Raw genomic sequence first — 13,528 nt, 5'->3', positions numbered from 1 at the left:
GGTGCTGTACCGCGCTGATCAGCGCGATTGCAGCCAGCCGCCGATCCGCTGGGCGATGGCGTCGGGGGTGAGGCCGAGCTCTTCGAGTATCTCGTTGCGGGTGGCGTGGTCCAGGAACTGTTGCGGCACACCGAGATCGCGGGTGGGGACATCGAGGCCCGCGTCGCGCAGGCGCGCGGAGACGGTGGAACCGATTCCGCCGTGCAGGCCGCCGTCTTCGACGGTGACGACAAGGCGATAGTTCTCGGCGAGCTTGACCAGGGTGTCGGAGACCGGGATGACCCAGCGCGGGTCGACGACGGTGACCGAGATCCCTTGTGGTTCCAGCAGTTCGGCGACCTTCATGGCGGTGTCGGCGAAGGGGCCGACGGCGACGATCAGGACGTCACCGTGCTGGGACTGCGCGGACCCCGCGCTGGGGACGGCCAGTCGCAGCACATCCAGACCGTCGAGACGTTCCACGGCCGTGATGTCTTCGGCGACACTGCCTTTCGGGAAACGCAGCACGGTCGGACCGTCGGAGACGGCGAGCGCTTCGGCCAGTTCCTCACGCAGGGTGGCACCGTCGCGGGGAGCCGCGACGCGAATACCGGGGACGATGCCGAGCAGCGAGAGGTCCCACATGCCGTTGTGACTGGCGCCGTCGGGGCCGGTGACGCCCGCGCGGTCCAGCACGACCGTGACGGGCTGCTTGAGCAGCGCCACGTCCATCAAGAGCTGGTCGAACGCACGGTTGAGGAAGGTGGCGTAGATGGCAACCACCGGGTGCATGCCGCCCAGCGCCAGACCGGCGGCCGAGGCCATGCCGTGCTGTTCGGCGATGCCGACGTCGAACATGCGCTCGGGAAAGCGTTCACCGAACGCGGCCAGACCGGTGGGGCCCGGCATGGCGGCGGTGATGGCGACGATGTCCTCACGACGCGAGCCGTGTTCGATGAGCTCCTCGGAGAACACCGCGGTCCAGCCCTTGGCCTTCTTGCCGGCGAGGGGGCGGCCGGTGAGCGGGTCGATCGGGTCGCAGGCGTGCATCTGGTCGGCGACGTGGTTCTCGGCGTGCTCGTAACCGTTGCCCTTGCGGGTGACCACGTGCACCACGACCGGACCACCGAAGTCCTTGGCGCGCCGCATGGCTGCCTCGAGCGCGACGAGATCGTGGCCATCGACCGGGCCCACGTACTTCATGCCCAGATCGGAGAACAGTTCCTGCGGGCTCACCGCGTCCTTGATCCCGGCCTTGAGCGCGTGGACCATCGAATACGCCGAATCCCCCACGGCGGGAATGCTTTTCAGAATGCGTTTCCCTGCGACCAGTGCGTGCTCGTAGGCGGGCTGGGTGCGCAGGGCGGTCAAGCGGTCGGCGAGTCCACCGATCGTGGGGGCATAGGAACGACCGTTGTCGTTGACGACCACCACCACCGGACGATCGGGGGCACCCGCGATGTTGTTGAGCGCCTCCCAGCACATGCCGCCGGTGAGCGCGCCGTCGCCGACGACCGCCACCACGGTGCGGTCCTGGTCGGTGAGCGCGAACGCCTTGGCCAGACCGTCGGCGTAGGACAGCGCGGCTGACGCGTGCGAGGACTCGACCCAGTCGTGTTCGCTCTCGGCGCGGCTCGGGTAGCCCGACAGGCCGTCGCGGCTGCGCAGCGAGTCGAAGCGGTCCTTGCGGCCGGTGAGGATCTTGTGCACGTAGGCCTGGTGGCCGGTGTCGAAGATCAACGGGTCGGCCGGCGAATCGAAAATCCGGTGCAGGGCGATGGTCAGCTCGACCACCCCTAGATTGGGGCCGAGATGGCCTCCGGTGGCGGCGACCTTCTGCACCAGGAACTCGCGGATCTCGTCCGCCAGATCCCGCAGCTGCGGCACGCTCAGCCGGCGCAGATCTTCGGGTGAATCCACCCGCGACAGCACTCCCACCTGAACTCGCTCCCTCCGGACTACATTGTGATCAGCCCAGTGTATTTGCCCGCGTGACGGGCACAGGCTCGCGGGCCCTTCCCAGCATGGGCACAGCGAGGTCTACGGTCGCGACGACGATACCGCCCCATGGCCGCTGAACAGGACGCCCGAGCGGAAATCGGGTTCTACAAAGGCTTACCTCACTGCGTTCTCGGCTGTGAGGACAATCTCCCGCGCGTCCCCGCCCGCACCCGGTGACGGCGCGACCTACAGTGACGCTGTGACCCGAAGCCACGGCGCGACGCGCACGATCGACCCGGGTGTGGTGGCAGGCATGCTCGACGAGGTGTACGCGGCCTGCCGCGAGGACACCTCCGGCGCACCCGCCGACTACATCCCCGAGCTCGCCGCGGTCGCACCGGATTCGTTCGGCTTGTGCCTGGCCACCGCCGACGGGCTGGTCTACGAAGTCGGCGACACCGATATCGGGTTCACCATCCAGTCGATCTCCAAGCCGTTCACCTATGCGCTGGCGCTGGCCGATCGCGGGCTCGACGGGGTGGCCGAGCACATCGATGTGGAGCCGTCGGGCGAGCCGTTCAACGAGATCAGCCTCGAACCCGAGACCCAGCGGCCGAGCAATCCGATGATCAACTCCGGGGCCATCACCGCGGCCTCGCTGATCAACGGCCGCGACGCCGCCGACAAGTTCGAGCGGGTTCGTCGCTGCTACTCCCGCTTCGCCGGGCGCGAGCTGACGATGGACGAGGCGGTCTACGAATCCGAAGCCCGCACCGGGTACCGCAATCGGGCGATCGGGTACATGTTGCGCTCGGTCGGCATCATCGACGTCGACCCCGACGACGCGGTCGACCGCTACTTCCGGCAGTGCTCGATCGAGATCACCTGCGCCGATCTGGCCATGATGGCGGCGACGCTCGCCGACAACGGGGTCAATCCGAAGACACACGAACGGGCGCTGTCGACCTCGCTCACCGAACGGGTGCTCAGCGTGATGACCACCTGCGGTATGTACAACGCCGCCGGTGACTGGGTGACCACGGTCGGGCTGCCCGCCAAGAGCGGGGTCGGCGGCGGGATCATCGCGGTGCTGCCCGGTCAGCTCGGGATCTCGGTGTATTCGCCGAGGCTGGACGGGCACGGCAACAGTGTGCGCGGGGCCGCAGCGTGCCGGGAGCTGTCGCGGCGGCTCGAATTGCACTTCTGTCACGTGACCCGGTCCGCGCGCACCGCGATCCGCGCCGACTACTCGGTGGCGCAGCTGCCGTCGCGATTGCGCCGCGCGCCCGAGGACGCCGAGGTGCTGGCCGCCCACGGTGACCGGGCGCGGGTCTACGAGCTGCACGGCGATCTGTTGTTCGCCGGTGCCGAGCGGGCGGTTCGGGCGATCGAGGCCAACGCCGACGAGCTCGACGCGCTGGTGATCGACCTGCGGCGGGTCGGTGAGGTGAGCCAGGTGGCTCGCGGCATGGTCGAGCAGCTGCAGACCGAGCTGGTGCGCCGGGGCAGCCGAGTGGCGCTGGTCGATCCCGATGCCAAGCTCGGGCACGAGGCGTCGAGTCTGGATCCCGACGATCCTCGTGGGCGAGTGTTCATCGACCGGGACACCGCGACCGAATGGTGCGAGGACATCGTGCTCGACCGGCGTCGACCGGCCGGGACGAGCGCCCGTACGTCGATCGACCTCGATGAGCATCCGTTGCTGGTGGGGCTGGACGCCGCCGACCGGGACCGGCTGTGCGCGGAGTTCGTCGTCCGCACGTTCGCCCGCGGTGAGGTGATCGCCGAACGCGGTGAACCACGGTCCGGGCTGTATCTGATTCTCGACGGGCGGGTGCGGGGGACGTTTCCCGGTACCGACGGGCGGGTGCACCGGTTGGTGACGTTCTCGGCGGGGATGTCGTTCGGCGAGATCCCGATGTTGATCGGTGAGAGGTTCGTCAACGACATCGTCGCCGAGACCGGGGTCCGGGTGGCGGTGATGAGCCCCGCGGTGTTCGACGAGCTCGCCGAGCAGCACCCGCAACTGAAACTCGCTCTGCTACAACGACTCGCGGCCGGGGCTTACGCGCAGATGGACGCAGCGGTACGCACAGTATCGGCGAACTCCGAGAACTACTGACCACCTCAGAACGCAGCGGTACGCACAATTCCGAGAACTACTGGCCCGGGCAGCGGAACTCGGTCCGAACGCGAGACGTTGAGCAGCACAGCAGCCTTCGACCGACAGGAGTACAGCGGTGAGCAAGAAATCCTGGCAGGCGAGCACGACCACCTACGGGCGCGGCGTCGTGCGCGCGATCCCCGACCTCATCCGGTTGACGTTGTCGGTGGAATCGCGCGCCGACACCGTCGCCGGGGCCTACGGGCGCGCCGGTGACCAGGTGAGCGCGGTCGTCGCGGCACTGCGGGCTGCCGGAGTGAGCGACGCCGACATGGCGACCAGCGGCTTGAGCGTGCGCACCGAGACCGTCTACACCGACAACGGCCGCACTGAGATCGCCGGATATCTGGCGTCCACCGGCCTCACCGTGTCGCTCCGCGAAGGAACCGGCACCGAGCCCGCCGACACCGTCGCCGCCGCGGTGAACGCGGGCGGCGACGACGTGCGCTTGGGTGGTCTGACCCGAGGCGTCGCCGACCCCGCGCCACTGCTCGAACAAGCCCGCGACGCGGCATTCGACGACGCCAAGGCCAAGGCCGAGCAGTACGCGGCCCGCGCCGGGGTAAGCCTCGGCGCGGTCCTCCAGATCACCGAGGACACCTCTCCCCCCACCAGCCGCGCCTACGACATCAGCGCGGAGATGGACTCGTCCCCCATGCTGATGGCACGCGCCAGCTCCCCCGTCCCGGTAGTCCCCGGCGAAACCGAAGTCGGCGCGAGCGTCCGGGTGACCTGGGCCCTCGACTGACTCCGCACTCGCCCGTCAGCGGTCGAGCAACGCCACACACTCCACATGATGAGTAGCAGGGAACGCATCGAACGCCCGCAACTCCGTGAGGTGATACCCGGCGTCGAGATACAACCCGAGGTCACGAGCGAAAGCCGCAGGGTCACAACCGATATGAATGATCCGACGCGGATCGGCATCGGTGACGGCAGCGACGACGTCCTTGCCGGCCCCAGCCCGCGGCGGATCGAGCACCACGACATCCGGTCGACCGGAAGCACTCCGAGCCCAACGCTCGACCCGATCGCTGTGCAATTCCAGCCACGGCAGATCGCCCAACGCCGCCACCCCGTCGACCACCGCCGAACGAGCCGATTCGACACCGGACACCGCGCCGGTCTGCCCCGTCTGCTCGGCAAGCCTGGCGGCAAAGACACCGACCCCGCTGTAGAGATCCCAACCGGAACCTCCGGGAGCAAGCCCCGACCATTCAGCGATCAGATCCGAATAACCCTGCGCCGCACCACGATGCGCCTGCCAGAAGCCCGTCGCCGACAGTTCCCACCGACGCCCCGCCACATACTCCACAACACGACCCGAACCTTCGACCACACACTCCTCGCGAGGCGCGTTCATGGCCGACTTACGCGAAGCCGCCCGGTCCCGGATCGCACCGCGCTCATCACCCGCGGGCGGCACCGACTCACGACGGCGCCCCGGCCGCTGACCTCGACCGCGACTGCCGCCACGCGGCGTCTCGGGACGACCGGCCGGGCCCGAGGCCGGAGTCTCGGCCAGTTCCACGATATGACGCACACCGTCACCGTCGATCGCGACGACCAGGTCGGCACCCGGCGTCCACAACCGATCCGCGACACCGTCGAGCGCACCGGCGACAGGCTGCGGGCAGCGCAGATCCGCGATCACCTCGGTGCTGCGGTAGCGATGCACACCAGCGTGGCCCGCACCGTCGACGACCAACCGCACCCGCGTGCGCCAACCGCCGGTGTCGGCACCGGAATCACCGGCGATCGGTTCGACCGTCACCGCGTGCTCGATCTTGGCCAACCGCCGCAACTGCTCTTCCACCACCGAGGCTTTGAGCGCACGCTGCGCCGCGGGCGTGGCGAAGGAGAAATCACAGCACCCCGCACCACCCGGTCCCGAGACGGGGCAGGTCGCGGGCACCCGATCCGCGGATGCCTCGATGATCTCGACGGCATCGGCGCGGCAGAACGAACCGCCGCGATCCTCGGTCACCCGAGCGCGCACCAGCTCACCGGGCAGACCGTGTCGCACGAACACGACCCGGCCCTCGTGGCGAGCGACGATGAAACCACCGTGCCCCGGCGCCCCGAGGCGTACCTCGAATTCTTGTCCGCTCCAATCACTCACGGCCACACCCACTCTCACCCTCGACCGGCGCGCCGCTCATTCGCGACGTCCTGGTCGTTCGAAACCTCGACGCACCGAACCCGGTGCGTTCACTTCGCCTGCCTGCTTGGCCCTGGTGGAGGAACTGAGCTGCCACGGCACGCTCGTCACCATCACACCCGGTTCGAACAGCAATCTGCCCTTCAATCGCAGCGCCGACTGGTTGTGTAGCACCTGCTCCCACCAGTGTCCGACCACGTATTCGGGGATGAACACGGTGACCACGTCGCGCGGTGCGTTCTTGCGCACCCGCTTGACGTATTCGAGCACCGGCTTGGTGATCTCGCGGTAGGGCGATTCGATCACCTTCAGCGGCACGTTGATCTCGCTGTTCTCCCATTCGCGCACCAGCTTGCGGGTGTCGGCGTCGTCGACGTTGACCGTCACCGCCTCCAGAGTGTCCGGGCGGGTGGCGCGCGCGAAGGCCAGCGCACGGCGCGTGGGCAGGTGCAGCTTGGAGACCAGGACCAGTGAGTGGGTGCGGCTGGGCAGCACGCCGTCCCAGTCGGATTCGTCGAGTTCGCGCGAGACGGAGTCGTAGTGCTTACGGATCAGCTTCATCACCCCGAAGATCGCCACCATCGTGAGGATCGCGATCCAGGCACCGGCGAAGAACTTGGTGACCAGCACGATCATCAGCACGGCGCCCGTCGCGGTCAAACCGATCGCGTTGATCACCCGGGAACGCATCATGTGCCTGCGCTGCGCCGGGTCGGTCTCGGTGCGCAGCAGGCGCGTCCAGTGCCGCAGCATGCCGGTCTGGCTCAGCACGAACGAGACGAACACACCCACGATGTAGAGCTGGATCAGCTTGGTCACTTCGGCGCCGAAGACCACCACGAACGCGATCGCCGCACCCGAGAGGAACAGGATGCCGTTGGAGAACGCGAGCCGGTCGCCGCGGGTGTGCAGCTGGCGGGGCAGGTAGCGGTCCTGAGCCAGGATCGAACCGAGTACGGGGAAACCGTTGAACGCGGTGTTGGCGGCCAGCACGAGGATCAGCGCGGTGACGATGGTGATGAAGAAGAAACCGATCGGGAAGCCGTGGAACACCGCTTCGGCGATCTGCGCGATCAGCGTCTTCTGGTGATAGTCGGCGGGCGCGCCGATCAGGTTCGCGGGGTCGTGGGCATACACGACACGGATCTTCTGGGCCAGGATGATGATGCCCATCAGCAGCACGATCGCGATGGAACCCAGCAGCAGCAGGGTGGTCGCGGCATTGCGCGACTTGGGTTTACGGAACGCGGGCACACCGTTGCTGATGGCCTCGACACCGGTGAGCGCCGCACAGCCGGAGGAGAAGGCGCGCGCGATCAGGAAGGCGAAGGCCAGGCCGTAGAGGTGCTCGTCTTCGGCATCGAGCCCGAATCCGGCGGACTCGGCCTGGATGTCGTCGCCGAGCACATAGGTACGGAACAGTCCCCAGGACAGCATCGCGACCATGCCGACGATGAACGCGTACGTCGGAATCGCGAACGCGGTCCCGGATTCGCGCACCCCGCGCAGGTTGATCGCGGTCAGGATCGCGATTGCCACCACCGCGAACAACACCTTGTGCGTGGCGACGAACGGAATGGCCGAGCCGATGTTCGAGGCCGCCGAGGAGATCGACACCGCGACCGTAAGCACGTAGTCGACCAGCAGCGCGCTGCCGACCGTCAAACCGGCATTGGGTCCGATGTTCTTGGTGGCGACCTCGTAGTCACCGCCGCCGGAGGGGTAGGCGTGCACGTTCTGCCGGTAGCTGGCGACGACCACGGCCATCACCAGCGCGACAGCCAAGCCGACCCACGGGGCGTACACATAGGCCGAGATGCCCGCCGCCGACAGCACCAGGAAGATTTCCTCCGGGGCATAGGCGACCGACGACATCGCATCGGAGGCGAAGACCGGAAGAGCGATACGCTTGGGCAACAACGTGTGGCCGAGCGAATCGCTACGGAACGGCCTGCCCAGCAGCACTCGCTTGGCTGCCGTCGTCAACTTGGACACCGGGCTGAGCATAGAGGAGTTCACCAGCACCTTCGCGCGCACGTTCATCGGCGTCACGGCGATGTCTGGATTGTTTGCCCCGCGTCGACGCGGGGAAAATGGGCGATGGGAGCATCCGGCGGGTACGGTCCTTGCCGGATACCACGGGTAGGCCAGGAACGAGGGTGCACGGTGTACGTAGTGATCATGGGGTGCGGGCGTGTCGGCTCGTCACTGGCGCGTGCGCTGACCCGGGTGGGTCACGAGGTCACGGTCATCGACCGCGATCCCACCGCGTTCCGCCGCCTCGGTGAGGGCTTCACCGGACAGCAGGTGATCGGCGTCGGCTTCGACCGTGAGGTACTGACCCGCGCGGGGATCGAGCGCGCCGACGCGTTCGCCGCGGTGAGCTCCGGCGACAACTCCAACATCATCTCCGCCAGGGTGGCCAGGGAGATGTTCGGTGTCGAACGTGTCGTGGCCCGCATCTACGACGCCAAGCGCGCCGAGGTGTACGAACGGCTCGGCATCCCGACCATCGCGACCGTGCCGTGGACCACCGACCGGTTCCTGCGCACCCTCATCGGCGACAACTCGACCACCACCTGGCGCGACCCCACCGGCGCGGTCGCGGTGACCCAGCTGACCCTGCACGAGGACTGGTCCGGTCGCACCGTGCGCGATCTGGAACGCGACCTGCAGGTGCGGGTGGCGTTCATCCTGCGCTTCGGCCAGGGCCTGCTTCCCGAATCCAAGACGATCGTCCAGGCCGACGACGTCGTCTACGTAGCGGCCACGTCCGGCACTGTCGGCGAGGCGATCGCCTTGGCCGCCAAGGCCCCCGTGAGCGAGGACTGAACACATGAAGGTCGCCATCGCCGGAGCGGGCGCGGTCGGGCGCTCGATCGCCAGGGAACTGTTACGGGGCGGGCATCGGGTGATGCTGCTCGAACGCCAGCTCGACCACATCGACCCGGCGGCCATCCCCGACGCCGTCTGGGTCCACGCCGACGCCTGTGAGCTGTCGCTGTTGGAGAACGCCGATCTCGAGACCTACGAGGTGGTGATCGCGGCCACCGGCGACGACAAGGCGAATCTCGTGCACGCCCTGCTCGCCAAGACCGAGTTCGGGGTGCGCCGGGTAGTGGCGCGGGTCAACGATCCGCGCAACGAATGGCTGTTCAACGAGTCGTGGGGCGTCGACGTGGCGGTGTCGACGCCGCGGCTGCTCGCCTCACTCGTCGAGGAGGCTGTATCGGTGGGTGATCTGGTCCGGCTGATGACGTTGCGGCAGGGACAGGCCAACCTGGTGGAGATCACCCTGCCCGCCGACACCCAGCTGGCCGGAAAGCCCGTACGAACACTGAAGATGCCGCGCGATACCGCGCTGGTGACCATCCTGCGCGGTGGCCGGGTGATCGTGCCGCAGCCCGACGATCCGTTCGAGGGCGACGACGAACTGCTGTTCGTCACCTCGGTGGAGGCCGAAGAGGATCTGCGGCTGACCCTGGCGACCCACGGCGTGAAACCCTGAGTCCTTACGCCACTTTCAGTTCCGCGCGGAGCTTGTTGAGCGCGCGGTGCTGCATCACCCGGACGACGCCGGGGCTGGTGCCGATGGCCTCGGCGGTCTGAGCCGCGCTCCAGCCGAGCACGATGCGCATGTGCAGCACCTCGCGGTGATTCGGCGCGAGCACCTTCATCAGTTCATGGGTGGCGGCGCGGCGTTCGAAAGCCAGTACCCAGTCCTCCGGACCCGCGGAGGCACTCGCGGTGTCGGGGAGTTCGGCCGTCGGGTAGGCGGTGTGCTTGCCGCGACGGAAGGCGTCGGAGACCTTGTTGGCGGCGATGCCGTAGACGAAGGCCAGAAACGACTTGCCCTGATCGCGGTAGCGCGGGATGGCCGTGACGGTGGCGATGAGGACTTCCTGGGTGACATCGTCGGCAGTGACGGTGAGATGGCCGGTGGAGCCCATGCGTGCCGAGCAGTACCGGCGGACCAGCGGGTGCACCAGGCGCAGGATCTCCGCGACGGCGTCGCGGTCACCGCGGGCGGCGGGACCGATCAGCGCGTCGAGTTCGGCGCCGATGCGCTTGCTCTCCGACAGAACCGGCGCCGGGGTCTTGGTGGCGTCGCGGCGGGCGGTGGTGGCCGGTCGCTCATTTCGGTGCTCGGTTGCCATCATGGTCGCCGGTCCTCTCACGATCATCGCGTATTTTTCGGTACGCATTGATCGTGCGACGAACGGCCGGTCGCAACCAGATACCCCAGGGTGGGTACTTCCCCACCTCCGGCGCCTCGCTACCCACCCTATGCGCGCACGGATTCCGTTCCGGCCCCGGACTTGTCGGCTTTTTCGGCGGGCAGGTGCCCTGCGCGGCGCACCGCCCAGACGGTAACGACGAGGGCCACCGCGGAGAGCGGCCAGCCCATGCCGATCCGCGCCACGGCCAGCCAGGTGGTGTGGTCGGTGTCGTAGAGCTGTGACTGCACCAGGTAGCGGGCACCGAACACGACCACCCACACGACCGTGGCCAGGTCGTAGAGCTTGCGAATGCGCTTGTCGGTACGCCAGTGGTGGCCGTGGCCGTTGAGCGCGCCCCAGATCACCCCGACCAGCGGTCGGCGCAGCAGGATCGACACCGCGAACACGCCCGCGTACACGAGGCTGGTGTAGATGCCGAACAGGAAGAAGCCCTTGGCCTCCCCCACCCGCTGGGCGATGAGCGCGCACAGGCCGACGCCGAGGAAGCCGGACACGGCCGGCTGGATAGGACTGCGCTGCACCAGCCGCCAGATGAGGATGGCGGCGGCGACACCGAGGGCGGCCCAGAGGGCCACGGTGAGGCCAGCGAAGGTGTTCACCGGGACGAACACCAGAACGGGGAGGGTGGAATAGATCAGGCCGCTGAAACCGCCGAGCTGCTCGAGCAAGGTTTGTTCGGCCTTGTCGACCTCGGTGTCGATCTCCGGGTCCACCGTTTCATCGGTGACCACGGGCAACGCCACGGTGGCTTCGGGGTCCGCGGCAGTGCGGTACTCGTCGCTGGAGGGCATACGTCAGCTGTTCCCGCGCAATTCGTAGTAGGGGTTGAAGATCACTTTGCGGCCGTCGCGGTCGCCGACGCGGCCACGGACCAGAATGCGCCTGCCCGGTTCGATCCCGGGAATGCGCCTGCGCCCGATCCACACCAGGGTGATGGCGTCGGTGCCGTCGAAGAACTCGGCCTGCACGGTGGCACCCGCGGCTTTCGGACACGCCTCGACACTGCGGAGCCTGCCCAGAATGGTCGCCTCTTCACCACGACAGCAGTCCTTGGCCCGCCGGGCACCGGAGGCATCGACCGTTTCGGCCAATTCCTCGGCGTCGAGCTGATCGATATCTGCGGTGAGACGACGACCGAGTCGACGAAAATATCCCGAGTCCGGACCCGATCCCGACTTGTGTCCGCCCGTGGATGACGACATGTCACGCTTCTCCCGCTAGTTGGCCGTACACCGCCACTGTAGATGGGCAAACGCCCGGCCGCTACGCTCGGTCGGTGTTGCGCACCCCACCCCAGGTCACCGTGGTCGCCCTGCCGGGGACCGGCTCCGACGCCGATTTCGCGGCCCGCGCGTTCGGGCCTGCCGCCCTTGCGCGCGGACTCGCCTTCCACGCCGTCGAACCGGACCCGCAGGCCGTGATCGGGAGCTGTACCGCGGCTTTGGACGCTGCCGCGGCGCGCGGTCCGGTCCTGGCCGCGGGCATCTCCCTCGGCGCCGCGATCGCGCTCGACTGGGCAGCCGAGCACTCGAACGCGGTAGTCGGTGTCATCACAGCATTACCCGCCTGGACGGGTGCCGAAACCGCCTCGTGCCCCGCCGCTTTGAGCGCTTCGGTTACCGCCGAGCAACTGCGCGCCGACGGTCTGGAGGCGGTCATCGAGCGGATGCGGGCGTCGAGTCCGCGGTGGTTGGCCGACGCGTTGACCCAGTCGTGGCGCCGGCAGTGGCCGCATCTGCCCGCCGCGCTGGACGAGGCCGCGGGGTACGCGTGGCCGTCACCGGCGGCGTTGGCCGCCAACAACGTGCCGATCGCGGTGGTTGGCGCGAGCGACGACCCGGTACACCCGATCGCGGTGGCCGAAGAGTGGGCGTCGACGTTGCCGTCGGCCCGACTACACCGAGTGACACTGGCCGAGTTGGGCGCCGATCCCGCGGTGCTCGGCCACGTAGGCTTCGCGGAGTTGCTGACCGTTATCGACCAGACAACGAACAGCCTTGCAGGACAACTGATTTCGCGAGTACATGGGTAACTCGCCGGGCACGCCCAGCACGCCCCCCGACCGAAACCGCCGGCCCGATCACTAGCCGAACCGCCTCCCCACGACCGGCAAAAGTCGCGGAGAGGCGGGGGAGGGCTTAATTCAGGCCCAGTTGCTGCATGGCCGAACCATCGGCGCCACGACGGGGCTCGTCGGGCAGTTTCGGCGGGATGGCCGACGGAGGCGGGGCGGCGGCCGCGGCGGCCTGGGCCTCCATGGCGTCCTGCTGGGCCTGGATCTGCTGCTGGTGGGCGGCGGCCAGCTGTTCGGCCAGTTCCTGGGGCAGGACCACCGGGAGCGGGTCGCGCACGGGCAGCGGGTCGGTGCCGCGGCGGACCACTGCGTCGGCCAGGACCGCGCGGGCGGCGGTGATCAGTGGACTGCGGTCGTCGACGGCGCCCTTGGGACCGGCGGCGACGAGGCGGATCATCCAGCGCGGGCCGTCGACGCCGATGAAGCGCAGGTCCGCGCCCTCGGTGATCGCCTTGACCTCGCGGCCCCACGGGCCCTTCTCGACGGCCACGCTCGCGCCGTCACCGCGCAGCGACTCGGCCAGATCCGCGGCGACCGTGCGCCACTGGCCCGCCGACTTCGGCGCGGCATAGGCGGCGACCGTGAGCCTGCCGTGCTCGGTGGCCAGGTGCACCGCCTGGGGGGTGCCGTCGGGGCTCATCTCCACCTGCAACTGCCCGCCCTGGGGCACCGGGATGAGCACCGAGCCCAGGTCGAGGCGCCGCGAGATCGCTTCGTCGGAGACCTCGCTGATGTCGTAGGGGCCCGCGGCGGCATCGGGGGCGTGGTCGAAATTGCCGTAGATACGCTCGTCGGTCGGCGCGTCGTCGAAGTCCAGGCGCGCGAAGTCGGGGCGCTGGAACTCATCGGTGTCGTACTCGTCGGAGTCCGCGTCCAGGTCGTAGTCCGCCTCGTCGTACTCGACTTCGTCGTATTCGACGTAGTCGGCCTCGTCGTCGCGCGCCCGCTTCTTCTTTCCGAACAGACCC

Annotated in this window: 12 protein-coding genes; 5 read left to right on the top strand and 7 right to left on the bottom strand. The window is 68.3% G+C overall.

The window, feature by feature from the left end; all coding sequences use genetic code 11:
* Nucleotides 1-18: 18 nt before the first annotated feature.
* Nucleotides 19-1,917, bottom strand: a complete 1,899-nt coding sequence (gene dxs, locus IBJ82_RS02920; protein ID WP_194824374.1) for a 1-deoxy-D-xylulose-5-phosphate synthase — start codon at nt 1,915-1,917, stop codon at nt 19-21.
* 316 nt (nt 1,918-2,233) lie between these two features.
* Between dxs and glsA the strand changes: the two genes are divergently transcribed.
* Together glsA and IBJ82_RS02910 are read left to right on the top strand one after the other, a co-directional pair.
* A complete protein-coding gene (gene glsA / locus IBJ82_RS02915; protein WP_194825140.1) occupies nt 2,234-4,042 on the top strand; it encodes a glutaminase A in 1,809 nt (602 codons plus the stop codon).
* Between the two features lie 118 nt (nt 4,043-4,160).
* Complete coding sequence (locus IBJ82_RS02910) at nt 4,161-4,832, top strand: SIMPL domain-containing protein (protein WP_194824373.1); 672 nt, start codon at nt 4,161-4,163, stop codon at nt 4,830-4,832.
* A gap of 15 nt (nt 4,833-4,847) precedes the next feature.
* Here the strand turns inward: IBJ82_RS02910 and IBJ82_RS02905 are convergent, their stop codons facing one another.
* Nucleotides 4,848-6,206: a class I SAM-dependent RNA methyltransferase gene (locus IBJ82_RS02905; protein WP_194824372.1), complete on the bottom strand. Its 1,359-nt coding sequence runs from the start codon at nt 6,204-6,206 to the stop codon at nt 4,848-4,850.
* A 36-nt stretch (nt 6,207-6,242) separates the two neighbouring features.
* The gene (locus IBJ82_RS02900) at nt 6,243-8,240 is read right to left on the bottom strand and encodes an APC family permease (protein WP_194824371.1); all 1,998 of its coding nucleotides are present in this window, start codon (nt 8,238-8,240) and stop codon (nt 6,243-6,245) included.
* Nucleotides 8,241-8,411: 171 nt separating this feature from the next.
* Here IBJ82_RS02900 and IBJ82_RS02895 point away from each other — a divergent pair, with 171 nt between their 5' ends.
* Complete coding sequence (locus tag IBJ82_RS02895) at nt 8,412-9,077, top strand: TrkA family potassium uptake protein (RefSeq protein ID WP_194824370.1); 666 nt, start codon at nt 8,412-8,414, stop codon at nt 9,075-9,077.
* A 4-nt stretch (nt 9,078-9,081) separates the two neighbouring features.
* Nucleotides 9,082-9,753, top strand: coding sequence for a TrkA family potassium uptake protein (locus IBJ82_RS02890; RefSeq protein WP_194824369.1), 672 nt, complete (start codon nt 9,082-9,084; stop codon nt 9,751-9,753).
* Nucleotides 9,754-9,757: 4 nt separating this feature from the next.
* On the opposite strand, the gene IBJ82_RS02885 is transcribed toward IBJ82_RS02890, so the two are convergent.
* The 3 genes from IBJ82_RS02885 to IBJ82_RS02875 form a co-directional block, all read right to left on the bottom strand.
* Nucleotides 9,758-10,402, bottom strand: coding sequence for a sigma-70 family RNA polymerase sigma factor (locus IBJ82_RS02885; RefSeq protein WP_228536405.1), 645 nt, complete (start codon nt 10,400-10,402; stop codon nt 9,758-9,760).
* Nucleotides 10,403-10,530: 128 nt separating this feature from the next.
* Complete coding sequence (locus tag IBJ82_RS02880) at nt 10,531-11,277, bottom strand: DUF3159 domain-containing protein (protein ID WP_194824367.1); 747 nt, start codon at nt 11,275-11,277, stop codon at nt 10,531-10,533.
* 3 nt (nt 11,278-11,280) lie between these two features.
* Nucleotides 11,281-11,688 carry an OB-fold nucleic acid binding domain-containing protein gene (locus tag IBJ82_RS02875; RefSeq protein WP_101466671.1) on the bottom strand — a complete coding sequence of 136 codons (408 nt, stop codon included), beginning with the start codon at nt 11,686-11,688 and terminating at the stop codon, nt 11,281-11,283.
* Between the two features lie 74 nt (nt 11,689-11,762).
* Here IBJ82_RS02875 and IBJ82_RS02870 point away from each other — a divergent pair, with 74 nt between their 5' ends.
* Nucleotides 11,763-12,518 carry an alpha/beta fold hydrolase gene (locus IBJ82_RS02870; protein ID WP_194824366.1) on the top strand — a complete coding sequence of 252 codons (756 nt, stop codon included), beginning with the start codon at nt 11,763-11,765 and terminating at the stop codon, nt 12,516-12,518.
* A gap of 106 nt (nt 12,519-12,624) precedes the next feature.
* Here IBJ82_RS02870 and IBJ82_RS02865 read toward each other — a convergent pair whose 3' ends face one another.
* A complete protein-coding gene (locus IBJ82_RS02865; RefSeq protein ID WP_370585199.1) occupies nt 12,625-13,524 on the bottom strand; it encodes a DUF3710 domain-containing protein in 900 nt (299 codons plus the stop codon).
* Nucleotides 13,525-13,528 lie beyond the last annotated feature (4 nt).

Origin of the sequence: Nocardia sp. XZ_19_231, assembly GCF_015355705.1 — a bacterium.
GTDB lineage: Bacteria > Actinomycetota > Actinomycetes > Mycobacteriales > Mycobacteriaceae > Nocardia > Nocardia salmonicida.
The sequence above is the reverse complement of the archived record's forward strand: the minus strand, read 5'-3'. Positions and strand labels throughout refer to the sequence as shown.

Excerpts from the sequence above, each read along its gene's own strand:
- glsA (WP_194825140.1), top strand. The coding sequence starts at position 2,234 with ATGCTCGACGAGGTGTACGCGGCCTGCCGCGAGGACACCTCCGGCGCA.
- IBJ82_RS02890 (WP_194824369.1), top strand. The coding sequence starts at position 9,082 with ATGAAGGTCGCCATCGCCGGAGCGGGCGCGGTCGGGCGCTCGATCGCC.
- IBJ82_RS02885 (WP_228536405.1), bottom strand. The coding sequence starts at position 10,402 with ATGGCAACCGAGCACCGAAATGAGCGACCGGCCACCACCGCCCGCCGC.
- IBJ82_RS02880 (WP_194824367.1), bottom strand. The coding sequence starts at position 11,277 with ATGCCCTCCAGCGACGAGTACCGCACTGCCGCGGACCCCGAAGCCACC.
- IBJ82_RS02875 (WP_101466671.1), bottom strand. The coding sequence starts at position 11,688 with ATGTCGTCATCCACGGGCGGACACAAGTCGGGATCGGGTCCGGACTCG.